Source organism: Mucilaginibacter gynuensis (assembly GCF_039541195.1).
Lineage (GTDB): Bacteria > Bacteroidota > Bacteroidia > Sphingobacteriales > Sphingobacteriaceae > Mucilaginibacter > Mucilaginibacter gynuensis.
This window is the reverse complement of sequence record NZ_BAABFT010000017.1, coordinates 98,181-114,038: the sequence shown is the minus strand read 5'-3', so window position 1 is coordinate 114,038 and position 15,858 is coordinate 98,181. Positions and strand designations below refer to the sequence as shown.

Here is a 15,858-nt window from a genome sequence, read left to right as displayed (position 1 = left end):
ACCTATCAATCTGAAAAAATAATAGCCCCGGCAAACCAGGGCTACACGTGATGAACTTCCAAGTGGAGGCCCTCATTGAATGATCAAAATTATTAAATATTATTTGCTTTTAAAGACAGTACCTCTTTGCAAGCAAATAGAAGGTGGTAAAAGGTGACAGCTGAAAGGGAAATGCTGAAGGCTTTTAAAAAACCTTCTTTGCGCAGCAGAGAAGGTGGTCGGGCGAAGCGAAGACCGGATGAGTAAACCTATGCAACAAGCCTTAAGCCTAATCATATTAGCCTATTCAGCGCGGTTTCACCGTTAATTACCCCGTCGGTTAATATTTCACCGCTAAAATTGCCTTTTTTACCGATTTGTTTAAATAGCTGGCCTACTTTAGGTTGGCTAATTTAGTGGGCCGATGTACCTTTATATCATTAAACAACACCACTAAAACTGAAAACGATGAACATGTACCAAAATCCATACTATGCATTACCAGGCATTACCCCAGAAGAGGGAATGTTTTTGCAACAAGCAGTAGCTGAATTTAATGAAGAGCAAAAAGCTTATTTCTTTAATGTGTACGCTACTAAAAGAAAAAGTCCGCAGGATGTAATGTTGGTAACATTACTTGGCTTTATCTGGATATCAGGCGTGCAACGCTTTATGCTTGGCCAGATAGGAATGGGGCTGTTGTACCTTTTCACCGGCGGTTTGTGCTTTATAGGTACCATTGTTGATTTGGTAAACCACAAAAGCCTTACTAACGATTACAACAAGCAAATGGCTTACGAAAGTTTCCAGATCACCCAAATGTATGGCAACAACGCGCCTAAATTTTAACCGTAGCCGAAAGGCAATCTATCATATATATGATGCGGGCAGTATAACGATACTGCCCGCATTTTTTTTTAAGATAAGGGCGAATTAAGCTCCCGGTATCTGCTCGATAATTTTTTCGGTAGTACCGCTCTCACCTATTCGCGGGAAAATGTATTTCAGGCTGCGGTCGTGTGCTTCGATGGTTATATCTGTCATGGCATCAATTGCAAAGGTTACATTATAACCCAATGCGCTGGCCGAACGCGCGGTGCCTTCAACCCCTAAGCTGGTTGCTACACCGCCTAATACAATATTGGTAATGCTACGCTCTTGCAGTATCTCATGCAGGCCGGTTTCGTGAAATGCGCTCCAGGTTTTCTTTACTATAAAAATATCGGTTTCGCGGGGTTTTATGCCAGGTGTTATATCCAAAGCGCCATCGGGTGCCGGGGCAGTATTTTGTTTAGCTTCCTTGCGGGCATGCGTCCATGGCGCGCCATAGGTGTCAACGGTTACTATTACTACGGGTAAGGCCGCAGTATGAAAGGCGTGCATTAATTCGGCCGATCTTTTAATGATGTCGTCGATTGGGTGTACTGTAGGATAGGCTACAATGTTGTTTTGCAAATCTATCAGTACCAGCGCGGTGTTTTTATCAATTGCAGTAATCATGTTGTTTTTCTATTTTGTAGTGTTATGCAGTTACGGCAGCTTGTATCTCCGGTTCAACTATGGGTATGCCTGCCGCCGGTTTATTTGATTTTTCTTTTTTGATAAAGTATAGGTGAGCAACGCCAATCAACAGGGCTATAATACCTTCGGCCAGTATGGTATTTTGAGCGCCGATCTTTTGTGATGCCGCGCCGATGATGAGCCCGCCCAATGGCTGCATCCCGAAGAAAGCCATAGCGTAAAAACTGATCACCCGTCCGCGCATTTCAGGCGCAACGGTGGTTTGTATCAGCGTATTGCTAATGGTAATTTGCGACATCATGCCGAACCCTCCGATTGCCGAGAACAGCAAGGCCAGCGGATAATTGCTTTCGTGTGAAAACAACACCAACCCTGTGCCGAAAATGAGCGTATTGATGGCCAGTATCAGTTTCAGGTTGCGGCCGGGCTTTAACGAAGCCAGGAAAATGGCACCTGAAAACGCGCCTAATCCGATCAGGCTATCAATCACACCGAAGGTAGATGCAGTACCCTTAAAAATATCGCGGGCATATACTGGTATCAATGTACCATAAGGCAATACGAACAGACTGATCAACCCGAGCATCAATAGTAGGTAGCCGATGGATGGCGTATTTTTGATATAGGTAAACCCTTCCTTCAGTTCTTCAAATACCTTTTTTGTGTGCGGTATGGCTACGTATTTTGGCAAGCGCATCATCATCAATGAACCTATAACCGCTATAAAACTCACGGTATTCAATCCGAAACAAACATCGTCGCCCCATTTTTCCAATACCAACCCGGCAATACCCGGCCCAATAAGTCTGGAAAGGTTAACCATGGATGAGTTGAGTGCAAGGGCATTAGGCAGGTGCGCTTTATCATCAATCATTTCGTAAACAAGCGATTGCCTTGCCGGCACATCAAAGGCATTGATAATACCCAGCACTACGCTCAGCGCGATAATTTCCCAAACGTTATAATGCTTAAAAAAGATAAGCCCGGTTAACAGTAAAGCCTGCACCATAGAGGCAATTTGTGTTATCATGAGCAGTTTGTAGCGGTTGTACCTATCGGCCACTACACCGCCCAAAAACGAGAAAACGAAAGAAGGGAAAAGGCTGGCAAACAAGGTTAGCCCCAGCATAAATTTTGAACCGGTCAGGGCATAAACTACCCAGCTAACCGCTGTTTTTTGCATCCACGTACCTATAAGCAATACCGACTGCCCGAAGAAATATAACCTGTAATTGTAATTTTTAAATGCGTTGAATGTGTTAATGCTGCTCATTGTGTGTCAAATCCCTCTCCCTGTAATTGGGCTTTTCCCAATTATTCATAGTCAATAATTTTTGTTAATGGCGCCATTGCCCGGCTAATCAGCTCCCGCTCTTCATCGGTACATACTTCCGTAATAGCCTTGAAAAGCCATTCTTCACGTTCGTGCCTTACGCGGTACAGCATCTCCTGCCCCAATGGAGATAGCGATATATATACCTTGCGCTTATCGGTTGTTGATGCTTCGCGGATAATGCAACCCAGCTCAAGCAGGTGGTTCAGTATTTGCGACATGGATTGCGTGGTGATCTTTTCCGTAGCGGCCAGCTCGCTCGGCAGCATTTGCTTGTGCTGATCGAGCAAGGCAATAACCGACCGCTCGGTAAGCGATAGCGAAGACCCGGTTTCCGACTTTTTACGCAACTTTTTAATGAGCCTCGTAGTGGTGGTTCTTATTTGCGATGCCAGTTGATGGCTTTCCTGTTCGTTCATTATACAATGTTGTAAAGAAAACTTGTAAGTTTACCTTACAAAGGTACGTGAGGTTTAAATTTTTATTGTCATGGGTGTTTCATTATCGTTGTTGTGGGATCATTCGGAATATGTTATGCCGAGTACCTTTTTCGTCAGCAAACAGCTTCGGGCGAAAGCGGGCAGAACTGTGGTGGCCCGGAGCGCAAAGGCGGGGCATAGGAACTTGTTGCATGTGGGGTGGAGAATGAGCGACGGGGCAAAAGTTTCAGCCCTAAGTTCTGTACGTTTTGCAGGGAAGGCCATGTGCGGCAAAGAAGCCTTTTGCTGGACAAGCCTTTTTGTTACTTTTGGGCTCAAAAGTAATGGGGCACTGCGCCCAAGAGCAGGCTGCCTTGAATATTAAGTACAAGCTAAACAAATGACGAATAGAGTTGCCCCACTGCTTCAAACTACAATAGTTTTCCTCGCATGATAAAAGCAAATACATAAAATAATTTCACATCCTACAAACGACACACGCCCTTTTATACTAATTTAGTTGAATGAAATTAGCCGAACTGATCAACTATCTGGAAAGCTTCGCGCCGCTGGCCTACCAGGAAGATTATGACAATGCCGGACTTATTGTGGGCGATGCCGGTAAGGAAATTACCCAGGCGCTCATCTCTTTAGATTGTACCGAGACTGTGGTTGATGAGGCCATAGCTACCGGCTGCGAAGTGATCATCTCGCACCACCCTATCGTTTTTCGCGGGTTGAAAAAGTTTAACGGGCGTACGTATGTGGAGCGGGTTGTTGAAAAAGCCATTAAGCACGATATTGCCCTGTATGCCATCCATACCAATTTAGATAATGTGATAGGCGGTGTAAACACACGCATTTGCGAAACCTTGGGTTTAAAAAACCTGCATATCCTCGCGCCTAAAAGCGGTTTGCTTAAAAAGCTGGTTACTTACGTGCCCCTTGCCGCGGCAGAGGAAGTAAAAGACGCGTTGTTCGCCGCCGGAGCAGGTGATATTAGTAATTACAGCGAATGCAGTTTTAATGTAGAAGGCACTGGTACGTTTAAGGGAAATGAAGATACCAACCCCTACGTGGGCGAGCCCGGCACAAGGCATCACGAAAGTGAAGTGCGTATAGAAACCATTTACCCGGCCGCTATAGAAAGTAAGATCATCATGGCGCTGATACTGTCTCACCCATACGAGGAGGTTGCTTACGATCTGTATAACTTAACAAACAAGCATTTGCAGGTAGGCTCGGGTATGGTTGGCGAACTGGACGATAGCGTGAGCGAAGAGTATTTTTTACGGCAGGTAAAAGAAAAGATGCAGGCAGGTGTTATTAAGTACACCGAATTACGGGGCAAGCCCGTAAAAAAAGTAGCCGTTTGCGGAGGTGCCGGGGGCTTTCTTTTAAAGCAGGCTATTGCCGCCGGAGCCGACGTTTTTGTAACGGCCGATTACAAATATCATGAGTTTTTTGATGCCGAAGGAAAAATAGTGATTGCCGATATCGGACATTTTGAAAGTGAGCAATTTACACAACAATTATTGTTTGATATTATTCGAAAAAAATTTGCTACCTTTGCCCTCCGTTTAACAACGATAAATACGAACCCCGTCAAATATTTTATTTAATGGAACAAACCGTTGAACAAAAGCTTAAGGCTTTATATGAACTCCAGACTATCCACACCAAGATTGACAGAATACGTCAGGTGAGGGGTGAACTGCCTGTAGAAGTTGCTGATCTTGAAGATGATGTTGCAGGCCTTGAAACCCGTATACAAAAATTAAAAAGCGAGCTTGATGATGTAGAAGATGATATTGTAACCCGCAAAAACCTGATAAAGGATGCGCAGGCCAACATCAAAAAATACGAAACCCAGCTTAATGAGGTAAAAAATAACCGCGAGTATGATGCTATTTCTAAAGAGATAGAGATACAAGGGTTAGATATACAGGTAAGTGAAAAGAAAATCAGGGAGTATGGCTACGAAATAGCTACCAAAACCCAGGTTTACGAAAAAGCCCTTGCCGACCTTGATGTTCGCAAAAGCGACCTTGATGGTAAAAAATCTGAATTGGGTACTATTACTGCCGAAACTGAAAAAGAAGAAGCAGAATTAGTAGACCAGGCTGAAAAAGCGCTTCCGAACATTGAAGAGCGTTTATTGATCGCTTACAAACGTCTGCGTCAAAATGCGAAAAACGGCTTGGCAGTAGTAACTATTCAGCGTGATTCATGCTCAGGTTGCTTTAACCAAATTCCGCCTCAGCGCCAGTCAGACATCCGTCAACGCAAAAAAATTATTGTTTGCGAGCATTGCGGTCGTATCCTGGTTGATGAGCAAATGGCTTTGGAAGCTGAAGAAACAGCCTAATTGCAACACCCATATAATATATCAAAAGCGCCCAAAAGGCGCTTTTTTTGTTTTAACCCATCGGTAATTGAGCTTTTACTATCCTTTAGTTGTCTCTATAATGATAATACGGCTTTTGCTTTTATTAAATACCACAATGGTGTGGGTTTTATGATGGTCGATGGTTTTGCCTACGGCAATATCCACATCGCTAAGCGCTTCTTTCTCCTTGTCTTCACGTATAAAGAAGGCGTTATCTCTTAAAGTGGTATAACCGTGGTTGCCGTTCATAAAATAATCTTCAACCTCTTGTTCGTTGTCAGCGTTATAGCCCAATATGTAGCTTACCCTGCTTTCGTTATTATTGGCATTGCTTTTAATATTAACGTTGTTTAAATCTACCTTCAATCCCGGGCAATATTTGGCCAGTTTCTCTTTGCTTTCGGTAAACAGGGCACAACCCGAGTACAATACGCAGGGAATAAGAAACAGGATAAGATTTAGTGAATGCTTTTTTAAATGGATCATGTGGGTTTAAATTATTGTGTTGTGTTTGTTTTTTAGACGATAGTAAGCAGAAGTTATTACAAGCGCGATAAAAGAAGCGGAGATGGCGGATACGATGACATTTCCGACCAACAGCATAGTACGGGAGATCGCGAAACGAGCAATAACAATAAGCAAAGTGATAGTTATCACGACTAACCAATACCCAAAGATCGGCCTTTTGATGGTGAGTAACCCAACAGGCAGTTTCCATATAGCATATAAAATGACGAGTAACCCTAATAAGGAACTCGCATGTTGCACTATATTATACACATATAAAGTGGTATGATTTATAGTAACCGGAATAGAAAGCGCAGGAATATGCGCCACAAAATATCCGGATTTATGTGTAAAGCCATCCCATAAAATATGGCTTATCGCGCCCAGCAAAATACATAGCACTGCGATGATTGCGTTTGAAAAGCGAAAGCTTGGAGGATTTTTAAATGAAGAGAAACGCTTGTTAAGAAATTCGGGCAGGTGATCAATCAATACGTTCTTAACTAATGAAAGGTAGATCAGCAGCACAAACAGACCAACCGGCAGATCAAACCACAATAAGCCATCCCAGGTATGGCTATAAATGCTGAAGATGCGCATCCTGAAGAAATACTCAAAATCGGGCGCCATACTGCCGATAACCAGTGCCGATACAGATACCACGCGTTTAGGTAAATAGCCCAAAGGCAAAACAATAGCCGGGTGACAAAAGGTAAAAGGCATATCACTAATATACAATCATTATACGCACTGTATGTATTGACCGCGAACAATCAATCTAAATCTATTATATTAGCCCATATGCTTAAACAAAGGCTCGTCTATTTAGCGCTTACTCTGGCCACCATAATTATTGGCCTGCTCTCCCGGCATTATGCTGCTATTCCTTTGTTTGTTGGCGATATTTTGTACGCTGTAATGGTTTACTTTATTGTGTGCTTTCTGTTTGTTAACGCGCACATAAAATATGTTGTGATAGTCGCACTGGTATTTTGCTATGTCATTGAGTTCAGCCAGCTTTATCAGGCTATTTGGATCAACGATATCAGGCACACACTATTCGGGAGGTTAGTACTCGGCGCAGGCTTTTTATGGAGCGACCTGCTTTGCTACACTGTTGGCGTTAGTATAGCGATGTTAGTTGATCGGTGGTTCCTGAAGATAAAAAATGATGCATAACTTTTCAGCCTTCCGAAGTTTCAAAACGTCGGAAGGCTCCATACAATCTGACAGTACTAAAAAAACTCCCCGAACTCTGCGCAAGCCTCAGCTTTCTCAGCGGTTAGAAATAAACTAATCAAGGCAATCCCCCAAATCCCATAAAATCATGGTCAAAATAAACTCGTTTGCTTGCCATTTTTAGGCGTAAATAACGACAGGTCATACGCAGGCATATCGCGCCCGGCCATAAAGCGGTTGCACGACATGCGGAACAATTGGTGAATGGAATTAGCGACATGCCCGTCGCCGCTCATGCGGCGACCGAACTCGCTGTCGTTAAGATTGCCGTTGTGGCAGGCACGTATCATGTTCAGTATTTTATCGGCACGGTCGGGGAAGGCTTTATGCACCCAGTCGGTAAAAATTTCGGCGATGCTGCCATTTAGCCTCACTATGGTAAACCCGGCCGAAAGCGCGCCGCGATCTGCCGCGGCCTTTATAATATTAGGAATCTCGTTACTGTTTAAGCCGGGAATAATAGGCGCGGCCATTACCCTTACCGGGATGTTATTTTGCGAGAGTTTTTGAATAACCGCCAGTCGCCCTGTTGCCGTAACCGTACGGGGTTCCAGTTTTTGCCGCAGCTGCTCATCAAGCGATGTGATGGATACATTTACATGAACGAGGTTCATCTTGGCCATTTCGGTAAGAATATCCAAATCGCGAAGGATAAGATTATTTTTGGTGATAAAGCTCACGGGGTTGCGGTAGCGCAAAAACACCTCTAATAACGAACGCGTGATTTTCAGCTTGCGCTCAATGGGCTGGTAACAGTCGGTATTGCCGGATAGTACAATGGGGACGGGTTCATAATTCTTTTTATTGAAATATTTTTCGAGCAGTTCGGCGGCATTACGTTTAACGATGATCTTGCGTTCAAAATCAAGCCCGGCGCTGAACCCATAATATTCGTGACTGTTGCGGGCGTAGCAGTAAATGCAGCCATGTTCGCACCCCTGATAAGGGTTAATAGAATACATGTGGCTCAGATCCGGACTGTTTGATTCGCTTATTATCTTCTTAGCGTTCTCCTCAAACAGTTGCGTAGCTGTATTTTCAAGCAGCGGTTCATCCAGCCCCTCAATATGCTCTAACACATATTTGTTCTTTAAAAACTTATTGTGGGTATTAACCTGCGCGCCTCTTCCCTTAAAATACTCCGGATTATCCTCATGTGCCATGAGAACAAATTTGCTAATTAATTTAGCAAATTACAATTCTATCAGCTTATTTTTTATGGCGTAAAGTACCAGGCCTACGCGGCTTTTTATTTGCAGTTTTTCGAAAAGCTGGTCGCGGTAACCATCAACCGTACGTACGCTAACGCACATTTGGTCGGCAATTTCCTTATAGGTGAGTTCGGTACCGGCAAGTTTTAAAAATTCAAGTTCGCGGCTGTTCAGTTTAATATCTTCAACCTTGTTGTTAAAACTGTTGATCAAATGGCGTGTAACAAACTCCGGGTAGTACACTTCGCCTTGCGATACCTTGGTTAAGGCTTGTTCAAATTCGCCGGGTTCCGAGTCTTTCAGCAGGTAGCCCTTTACACCCATTTTCACCATGGTGAGCACCTTTTCGGCATCCTCAAACATGGATAGTACAATAATGCAGATCTCCGGGTAATTCTCCTTTAACCATAGCGCGGTGCTGATACCATCCATAACCGGCATGTTGATATCCAGCAATATGATATTGGGCTTGTTTTTGGGCGAAATTTTACGGCCCAGCTCTTCGCCGTTACCGGCTTCAAACAGAATATTAAATCCGTTGAGGTTATTTATAAGGGATACAATGCCGCTTCTGAAGAGGCGGTGATCATCAACCAGCGCTATTTGGATAGTGTCCGTCGGCATAATTTTGTTTAACAAGTGGGTCAAGAGAAATTTTTATACTGCAGCCCTCGCCCGGTTCGCTGCTTATTGTAGCCGTTCCACCGATCAGGGTTGCCCTGTTTTCCATGTTTTTCAAGCCCGAACCACTGTTTTCTTTCAGTTTATCGGTAATTGAAAAACCCGCGCCATTATCTTCAATCTCCAAAGTAAACAAATCGGCAGTGTAATTCAAACAGATTTTTAAATTGGCGGCAAAAGCGTATTTCAACGTATTGTTAAACGCCTCCTGAAATATGCGAAATAATACCAGTTCGCGCTGTGCGCCAAGCTCATACTCATCGCCCTTTACTTCCAGTTCGGCCTTAATAAGCTCGCTTTTGTTAATGCGGTCAACCTCGCGCATAATAGCGCTTTTAAGGCCCACAACCTTTATGCGTTCAAAGCTTAAACTTTTTGACAGATCGCGTAAGTCGTTAATAGCCTGGGCAATCAGTTCGCGGTTCTCGTCTATTTTTTGATGCTGCTGCCCGGTATCCATATTTTTTACCGTGGCTAATGAGAGCTTTACAAAGGAGAGCACCTGCCCAATGTTATCATGAATCTCCCGGCTGATGTGGTTGAGGGTTTGTTCCTGCACCTCTATCTGCGTTTTTAAAAGTTCCTGGTGAAATTTTGATTGCAGCTGCGTTTTTTCGCTGAGGTGGTTGTTGTGCTTGCGCTGATAAAAGAATAAAAAGCTGATAATGAACATGCCCAGCAAGAGCAACATAATGGTTCCTGCAATTATCAGGGTGATAACTTCTTCGTCTTGCTGAAGCATAAGAATGATATGGATAAACAAGAATACAAAATTAAATTGGCCATATTAGCTATCACCAGCGATAATAAGTAATAGTGATAGTTATTGCGCGATGCCATATAGGCAAATGCCGCGAAAAACAGGAACTCGGCCAAACAAAAGAAAAGCAATCCGGTATTCACCCAAAAATGCGGGAGGCTCAATAACGACATGGATTGCCCGCTGCTGTTCATCAGCTGGTAAAAGAAACAGCATACCAAAACGATAAGCATTACGTACTGTACCAATATGGCAATGGTACACAAGTTCCAAAAGCCTTGTAAAAAAAACACATCCACCAAGGTAAACAGCAGGCAAACGATTACCAATGCTGTTAAAAGCCGTTTCAGTTTGCGCGAAATAAGGGAGATAAGGAAGAAACTGTAAAACGCAAACTCAACAGTAATTACAATATTGGTGATATAAGCGTTACTACCGTGTATATTGAAAAGATTGAAAACCGACGCGCATTCATATATTACGATGAATAGCAGGTAAGGGAGGAAATAGATGTAAACTGATTTTTCAAGCTTCTTATACTGAATGATCAATATAAGAAGCGCTATGGTTTCGAATGCTAAGTATAAAAATGTGGGCATTAAAATTATTATGTTAACGGGCATTGCGCCGGCGGGCAGATCTTTCCATGATCTAATCCTGTACCGGCCTCAAGCTTTTGCTTTGAACCTGTTGCTGCAACGGTCATCATTTTGGGCGCCAGGGCAATAGGCTCAACCAGTTCGTGCTTATCATTATCATAAAGCTGGTCAACCTGTTTACCTGAGTGGGCATCAAAACGGGTGGCTACTAAAACAACCATTAATTTATCGTCAAACTCCGTTTGCATCACGTCTTTATCGTGAACGCCAAAGTAAATACGCAGGCCACCATTATCGTCAACACGGTTAGCGTCAAATAATTTTTCAATGTCGGCTTTTGAAAACCAAATGCTCGATGAATCATTTTTCAGGTCATGTGCCATCGGCGAATCGGAGTTCTTGTGTAAATAGAGTACCCGTTTCCGGAAATTGTTGGTTAATCTTTTTAACACGCTTTTTGTAACACCAATTGGCTGCAGCCTACGTTCTTCTATCATGACAGTTGTTTAAGGGTTTAAAAAAAATAGAGTTTAAGCCACTAAATTAATAAGTTAATCCTTTTTATCAACCCCGTGTTTTCACGGTATTTACAGGGTGTTTGTGCACCAAAAATACCGTGATTTGGGTATTTTTTGGTAAGCAGGCATAGCGGATATTTGTATCAAGGCAGAAGTAGGATATGAAACAGCATGCCGGTACATATCCTATATAAATAGGGGTATTTTTTCTGCTTAATATAAAGATCGGTTCCCTGCACCTAACAGTGCAGGGACTTCTTTTTTGACCATGATTTTGTGGGATTTGAGGATTTACCCTGATTAGCCACTCTCCTATCATGTTATTTCCCACAAAAGATTCTGCTAAACTTACCGTCCTTCCCTCCTCACTTAAAATCAGTCCTTTATTTATCCTTCCTGCCAAACAATCCGCATTATTAATACATTAGTGTGTAGATGCGCAAATTTCTTCAGCAACTGTTACGTAGGACGGTGAGTAAACTGGCCGACAAATATTCGTCGCGCCCGGATAAAAGGCAGGTGAATTACGCGCTGAATAAACTACTGAAAAAAATGCGGGAGGGTAAAGGATATAGGGGATCGGTTATTCAGTTTAATCCACAAATGGATAAGTTCATTATCCTGTCCGATCAACATGTCTTTAAGGAAATTTCAAACTCTTTGTTAAGAAAAGAGCTGCTATGAATATAAGTAGTTGACTTTTAGTCGATTGTTGTAAAATAAAAGAGAGCTAGATAAATTATATCTAGCTCTCTAAAAGTAGCCCGTAGGGGAATCGAACCCCTGTTTCTAGAATGAAAATCTAACGTCCTAACCCCTAGACGAACGGGCCATTTTTTATTTGGTGGTGCAAAAATAGGCTTATATTTTAATTTGGCAATACCTGATGCAAAATTTGGCACTAAACAGATAAAGCGGTATTAGCTATCGCCTACCCAATCGCTTACAATTTTTGCCGAAAGCAGGCATAGGGGAATGCCGCCGCCGGGATGTACGCTACCACCGCAGAAGTATAGGTTCTTTACCTTTGCTGACCGGTTGGCATGCCTCAAAAATGCCGCGAAACGGTTGTTGGAGCTGGTGCCATATAGCGAGCCACGGTATGAGGATGTGCGCTGTTCAATACTTCTCGGGTCGAGAATATCTTCGGTAACTATCAGATTTTCAATGTTCTCTTGCAACGCTGTTGATAATTTGTGGAGGATATTTTCTTTCGCTTTGGCAATCAATGCATCCCAATTTTGGCCGGAGTTGGCTGGCACGTTGATCATTACGAACCAGTTTTCGCAGCCTTCGGGGGCATCTGTATGTTGATGTTTCGAGCTGATGTTGAGGTATACTGTAGGGTCGTGGTAAATGTTCTTTTTTTGCCAGATGTGTCTAAATTCAGCGGCATAATCAGCACTGAAAAAAATATTATGCAGATCAAGCTTGTCGAACTGTTTTTTTATTCCCCAGTAAAATATCAGCGCCGAGCTGCTGCGTTGTTGTTTCAGGGTTTTATTAGGGTGCAAGGCCGGGTAGTTGCTCAATAGCTTACGGTAGGTGAACCAAACATCCATATTGGATACAATGATGTTGCCCTTAATTTCGCGGTTGTGCACCAATATGTAGCGGGCCTTATGATTCTCGACTATTATTTGCTGTACCGGCGAATTGTAATGAAACTTTACACCCAGCTCCTCCGCCAGTTTCACCAGGCTTTGGGTAATGCTATACATTCCCCCATCCGGAAAGTAAGCGCCGTAATGTTGTTCAAGGTGCGGTATAACGTTAAGTGTGGCCGGTGCCTTGTAGGGGTTTGAGCCATTGTAAGTGGCATAGCGGTTATATAATTGCACCACACGCGCGTCATTAAAAAAGCTTTGATTGGCCTTGTGCATAGTGCGCATGCTGTCAATCTGCCGCAGACGAAATATCGATCGCAGGGTATCCCACTTCAAATAAGTTTGCAGGCGGTGTAATGATCGTTCTAAAAAAACGTGGTTGGTTATGCGGTAGATCCGCTCACTGTAACCGGCGTGCTTTAAAATCGATTCGACCGGTTCTGTCGTGTTACGGTTTATTTCTTTTGCCAGATCATTTACATTGGCGGGGGAGTTAAATTGAGTGCCATCGGGGTAATGGTAGCGACAAACGGTATCCAGCTTTTTGTAGTTGAAGTAATCGCGCGGGTTTTTACCGGCCAGCGTAAAAAGCTCATCCACATATTGGGGCATGGTAAACAGGCTCGGCCCGGCATCAAACCGAAAACCATCCCGTGTAAATTCAGATAGCTTACCTCCGGGATAGGTATTCGCCTCAAAAACTTCTACTCTGTAGCCTTTTACGGCTAAGCGTATGGCTGTGGCTATTCCGGCTATTCCGGCACCTATAATAAGCGCTTTTTTGGTAGGCATGCCCGCAAATATACCTAAAGCAAAAATTTAAAAGCCATGTTACTATTGTTGCCCTGCGCAAAAACTTTGTTGATAAAACGCTGTTAAATAATGCCTGTTACAGCAACGAGATTTATCAGTATTTAATAATACCTTTAAACAAGCCGTTTCAATAAAATATTTAACCGTATGAAATTAGTATCAAAACTCTTTTTAATAATTATGCTGGGTATTCCTTTTATTACACAGGCGCAGGACCGAACAGCTTATGATAAAGGCCTGTACGCCGCAAAGGGAGATACCCTGCCCTATCGCATATTGTTCCCGCTGCAATTTAACCCTACCGAAAAATACCCAGTTGTAATTATACTGCATGGCGCAGGCGAACGTGGTAAGGACAACAATGCCCAGCTTACTTACGGTGCCGACTTGTTTTTGAGGCCCGACATAAGGCAGCAATACCGCGCTATCGTGATCTTCCCGCAGTGCCCTGCCGAAAGTTTTTGGTCTAACGTAGATATTGAGCACAATGATGTTACCGGCAAAAACAAATTTCTGTTTAAAACCGATGACAGTGCGCCTACCAAGGCTATGGCTGCCTTGCTTGGTTTTACCGATGAATTGTTGAAGAAACCATATATCGATAAAAAACAAGTATATATTGGCGGCCTGTCAATGGGTGGCATGGGCACGCTTGAAATGCTGGGGCGTAAACCGAATCTGTTCGCGGCGGCAATTGCTATATGCGGCGGCGATAACTCGCTGAATGTGCCTAAATACGCCAAAAAAGTTCCGCTTTGGGTTTTCCACGGGGGCAAGGATCCGATTGTGCCGGCAGATCACTCGGAAGTAGTAGTAGCCGCGTTGAAAGCCGAAGGCGCTAACCCTAAATTCAGCCTTTACCCTAACGTTGGGCACGATAGCTGGAACAATGCTTTCGCCGAGGTCGGGTTGTTGCCGTGGTTGTTCTCCAACAAAAAATAGAAATTACCGATTAAATAGTTTTTCAGTATCCCGATGTATGATAAATATGCCGGGATTGCTTTTTTGTAAGTTGTTTGATATGCCTCACAGCTGAGCTTTTTTAGCCGGACAAATTATGTATTGATATATTTAAAATAATTTACATATTTATTCAATCTATCAATTGAAAACGCTATGGGACTATTCAGCAAATTATTAAACGAGTTTATTGATGTAATTGAGTGGGTAGATACTACTCATAATACAATTATATGGAAGTTTCCGAGGTATGAGAATGCCATTAAAATGGGCGCCAAGCTTACCGTTCGCGAATCGCAGGTAGCCATTTTTATGAACGAAGGCAAAATTGCCGACGTTTTTGAGCCCGGCATGTACGAACTTACCACGCAAAATATGCCCATCCTTACCCTGCTGCAAAGCTGGAAATATGGCTTCAACAGTCCGTTTAAGGCGGATGTGTTTTTTGTAAGCACCCGCCAGTTCACCAACCAGGGCTGGGGCACCAAAAACCCGGTAATGCTGCGCGATGCCGAATTTGGCCCTGTGCGCTTAAGGGCTTTCGGTTCGTATAACTTTAAGGTGCAGGATCCTAAATTGTTTCTGCAACAGATAGCCGCTACCAATCCCGAATTTAATGTAGAAGATATTAACGAGCAATTGCGCAATATCGCGGTATCGCGCGGGATGGATGCTGTTGCTCAATCTAAAATACCGGTGCTTGATCTTGCTGCCAATTACGATGAAATGGGCAAGCTTATCACCACCAATATACAGCCCGATTTTGCCGAGATAGGCCTTAACCTTACCAAGCTGCTGGTTGAAAATATTTCCCTACCGCCCGAAGTGGAGCAGGCGCTTGATAAACGCAGCAGCATGGGCATAGTGGGCAACCTGGGTGCTTACGCGCAGTTTCAGGCAGCTAACGCTATCGAAAAATCTGCCGAGAACAGCATTGGGGGCAACCTTGGCGCGGCGGGTATGGGTTTAGGTGTTGGCGCGGCCATGATGGGGCAGGTTGGCAATATCTTCCAGCAAAATAAATTCGACCCTAACCAGGGCAGCACCCCGCCACCTACAGCGGGCGGGCCACCGCCAGTACCCACCGAAGAGCAATACTATGTGGTTATTGCCGATAAATCGAACGGGCCGTTTACCCTGCACCAGTTAAGTCAAATGGCAGGCGAACGCTCGTTTAGTGAGAGCAGTATGGTTTGGAAAAAAGGTATGGCAGCCTGGGCTCCCGTAGCTACGCTGCCAGAGGTGGCCGATCTGTTTAAGAACACGCCGCCGCCATTGCCAACCGCTTAATAATCGGCAATTACATTTATAAAAACTTAAAC

At 43.6% G+C, this 15,858-nt stretch carries 18 protein-coding genes and 1 tRNA gene; 7 read left to right on the top strand and 12 right to left on the bottom strand.

Going from position 1 to position 15,858, the window contains the following annotated elements:
• The first annotated feature begins 447 nt into the window (after nt 1-447).
• Entirely contained in the window at nt 448-828 is a 381-nt protein-coding gene (locus ABD894_RS23535) for a TM2 domain-containing protein (protein WP_345213538.1), read from the top strand.
• 84 nt (nt 829-912) lie between these two features.
• On the opposite strand, the gene ABD894_RS23530 is transcribed toward ABD894_RS23535, so the two are convergent.
• The 3 genes from ABD894_RS23530 to ABD894_RS23520 are packed head-to-tail and all read right to left on the bottom strand — an operon-like array spanning nt 913 to nt 3,252.
• Nucleotides 913-1,479, bottom strand: a complete 567-nt coding sequence (locus ABD894_RS23530; protein WP_345213537.1) for an isochorismatase family protein — start codon at nt 1,477-1,479, stop codon at nt 913-915.
• A 22-nt stretch (nt 1,480-1,501) separates the two neighbouring features.
• Nucleotides 1,502-2,773 (bottom strand): MFS transporter, encoded by a 1,272-nt coding sequence (locus tag ABD894_RS23525; protein ID WP_345213536.1) that lies wholly within the window; start codon nt 2,771-2,773, stop codon nt 1,502-1,504.
• 41 nt (nt 2,774-2,814) lie between these two features.
• Entirely contained in the window at nt 2,815-3,252 is a 438-nt protein-coding gene (locus tag ABD894_RS23520; protein ID WP_345213535.1) for a MarR family winged helix-turn-helix transcriptional regulator, read from the bottom strand.
• Between the two features lie 524 nt (nt 3,253-3,776).
• Here ABD894_RS23520 and ABD894_RS23515 point away from each other — a divergent pair.
• Complete coding sequence (locus ABD894_RS23515; RefSeq protein ID WP_345213534.1) at nt 3,777-4,874, top strand: Nif3-like dinuclear metal center hexameric protein; 1,098 nt, start codon at nt 3,777-3,779, stop codon at nt 4,872-4,874.
• Nucleotides 4,874-5,620: a zinc ribbon domain-containing protein gene (locus ABD894_RS23510; RefSeq protein WP_345213533.1), complete on the top strand. Its 747-nt coding sequence runs from the start codon at nt 4,874-4,876 to the stop codon at nt 5,618-5,620. The genes ABD894_RS23515 and ABD894_RS23510 overlap by 1 nt, the downstream gene beginning before the upstream one ends.
• 78 nt (nt 5,621-5,698) lie before the next feature.
• On the opposite strand, the gene ABD894_RS23505 is transcribed toward ABD894_RS23510, so the two are convergent.
• Nucleotides 5,699-6,127 (bottom strand): hypothetical protein, encoded by a 429-nt coding sequence (locus ABD894_RS23505; RefSeq protein WP_345213532.1) that lies wholly within the window; start codon nt 6,125-6,127, stop codon nt 5,699-5,701.
• 6 nt (nt 6,128-6,133) lie between these two features.
• Nucleotides 6,134-6,871 (bottom strand): DUF4184 family protein, encoded by a 738-nt coding sequence (locus ABD894_RS23500; RefSeq protein ID WP_345213531.1) that lies wholly within the window; start codon nt 6,869-6,871, stop codon nt 6,134-6,136.
• 78 nt (nt 6,872-6,949) lie between these two features.
• Between ABD894_RS23500 and ABD894_RS23495 the strand changes: the two genes are divergently transcribed.
• The gene (locus tag ABD894_RS23495; protein WP_345213530.1) at nt 6,950-7,327 is read left to right on the top strand and encodes a ribosomal maturation YjgA family protein; all 378 of its coding nucleotides are present in this window, start codon (nt 6,950-6,952) and stop codon (nt 7,325-7,327) included.
• A gap of 152 nt (nt 7,328-7,479) precedes the next feature.
• Here ABD894_RS23495 and ABD894_RS23490 read toward each other — a convergent pair whose 3' ends face one another.
• The 5 genes from ABD894_RS23490 to ABD894_RS23470 are packed head-to-tail and all read right to left on the bottom strand — an operon-like array spanning nt 7,480 to nt 11,135.
• On the bottom strand, nt 7,480-8,550 hold the full coding sequence (locus ABD894_RS23490) for a PA0069 family radical SAM protein (RefSeq protein WP_345213529.1): 1,071 nt from the start codon (nt 8,548-8,550) through the stop codon (nt 7,480-7,482).
• A 30-nt stretch (nt 8,551-8,580) separates the two neighbouring features.
• Nucleotides 8,581-9,222, bottom strand: coding sequence for a response regulator (locus tag ABD894_RS23485; protein WP_345213528.1), 642 nt, complete (start codon nt 9,220-9,222; stop codon nt 8,581-8,583).
• Nucleotides 9,188-10,021, bottom strand: a complete 834-nt coding sequence (locus ABD894_RS23480) for a sensor histidine kinase (RefSeq protein ID WP_345213527.1) — start codon at nt 10,019-10,021, stop codon at nt 9,188-9,190. The genes ABD894_RS23485 and ABD894_RS23480 overlap by 35 nt, the downstream gene beginning before the upstream one ends.
• Nucleotides 9,988-10,638, bottom strand: a complete 651-nt coding sequence (locus ABD894_RS23475) for a hypothetical protein (protein ID WP_345213526.1) — start codon at nt 10,636-10,638, stop codon at nt 9,988-9,990. Before ABD894_RS23475 ends, ABD894_RS23480 begins: the two co-directional genes overlap by 34 nt.
• Nucleotides 10,639-10,646: 8 nt before the next feature.
• Complete coding sequence (locus ABD894_RS23470) at nt 10,647-11,135, bottom strand: hypothetical protein (RefSeq protein ID WP_345213525.1); 489 nt, start codon at nt 11,133-11,135, stop codon at nt 10,647-10,649.
• A 456-nt stretch (nt 11,136-11,591) separates the two neighbouring features.
• On the opposite strand from ABD894_RS23470, the gene ABD894_RS23465 reads away from it, so the two are divergent.
• Nucleotides 11,592-11,840, top strand: coding sequence for a hypothetical protein (locus ABD894_RS23465; RefSeq protein WP_345213524.1), 249 nt, complete (start codon nt 11,592-11,594; stop codon nt 11,838-11,840).
• 76 nt (nt 11,841-11,916) lie between these two features.
• On the opposite strand, the gene ABD894_RS23460 is transcribed toward ABD894_RS23465, so the two are convergent.
• Nucleotides 11,917-11,988 (bottom strand) — tRNA-Glu (locus ABD894_RS23460).
• 88 nt (nt 11,989-12,076) lie between these two features.
• Nucleotides 12,077-13,555, bottom strand: a complete 1,479-nt coding sequence (gene crtD, locus ABD894_RS23455) for a 1-hydroxycarotenoid 3,4-desaturase CrtD (RefSeq protein ID WP_345213523.1) — start codon at nt 13,553-13,555, stop codon at nt 12,077-12,079.
• Between the two features lie 168 nt (nt 13,556-13,723).
• Here crtD and ABD894_RS23450 point away from each other — a divergent pair, with 168 nt between their 5' ends.
• Together ABD894_RS23450 and ABD894_RS23445 are read left to right on the top strand one after the other, a co-directional pair.
• Nucleotides 13,724-14,518 (top strand): carboxylesterase family protein, encoded by a 795-nt coding sequence (locus tag ABD894_RS23450; protein WP_345213522.1) that lies wholly within the window; start codon nt 13,724-13,726, stop codon nt 14,516-14,518.
• 174 nt (nt 14,519-14,692) lie between these two features.
• Entirely contained in the window at nt 14,693-15,826 is a 1,134-nt protein-coding gene (locus ABD894_RS23445; RefSeq protein WP_345213521.1) for an SPFH domain-containing protein, read from the top strand.
• Nucleotides 15,827-15,858 lie beyond the last annotated feature (32 nt).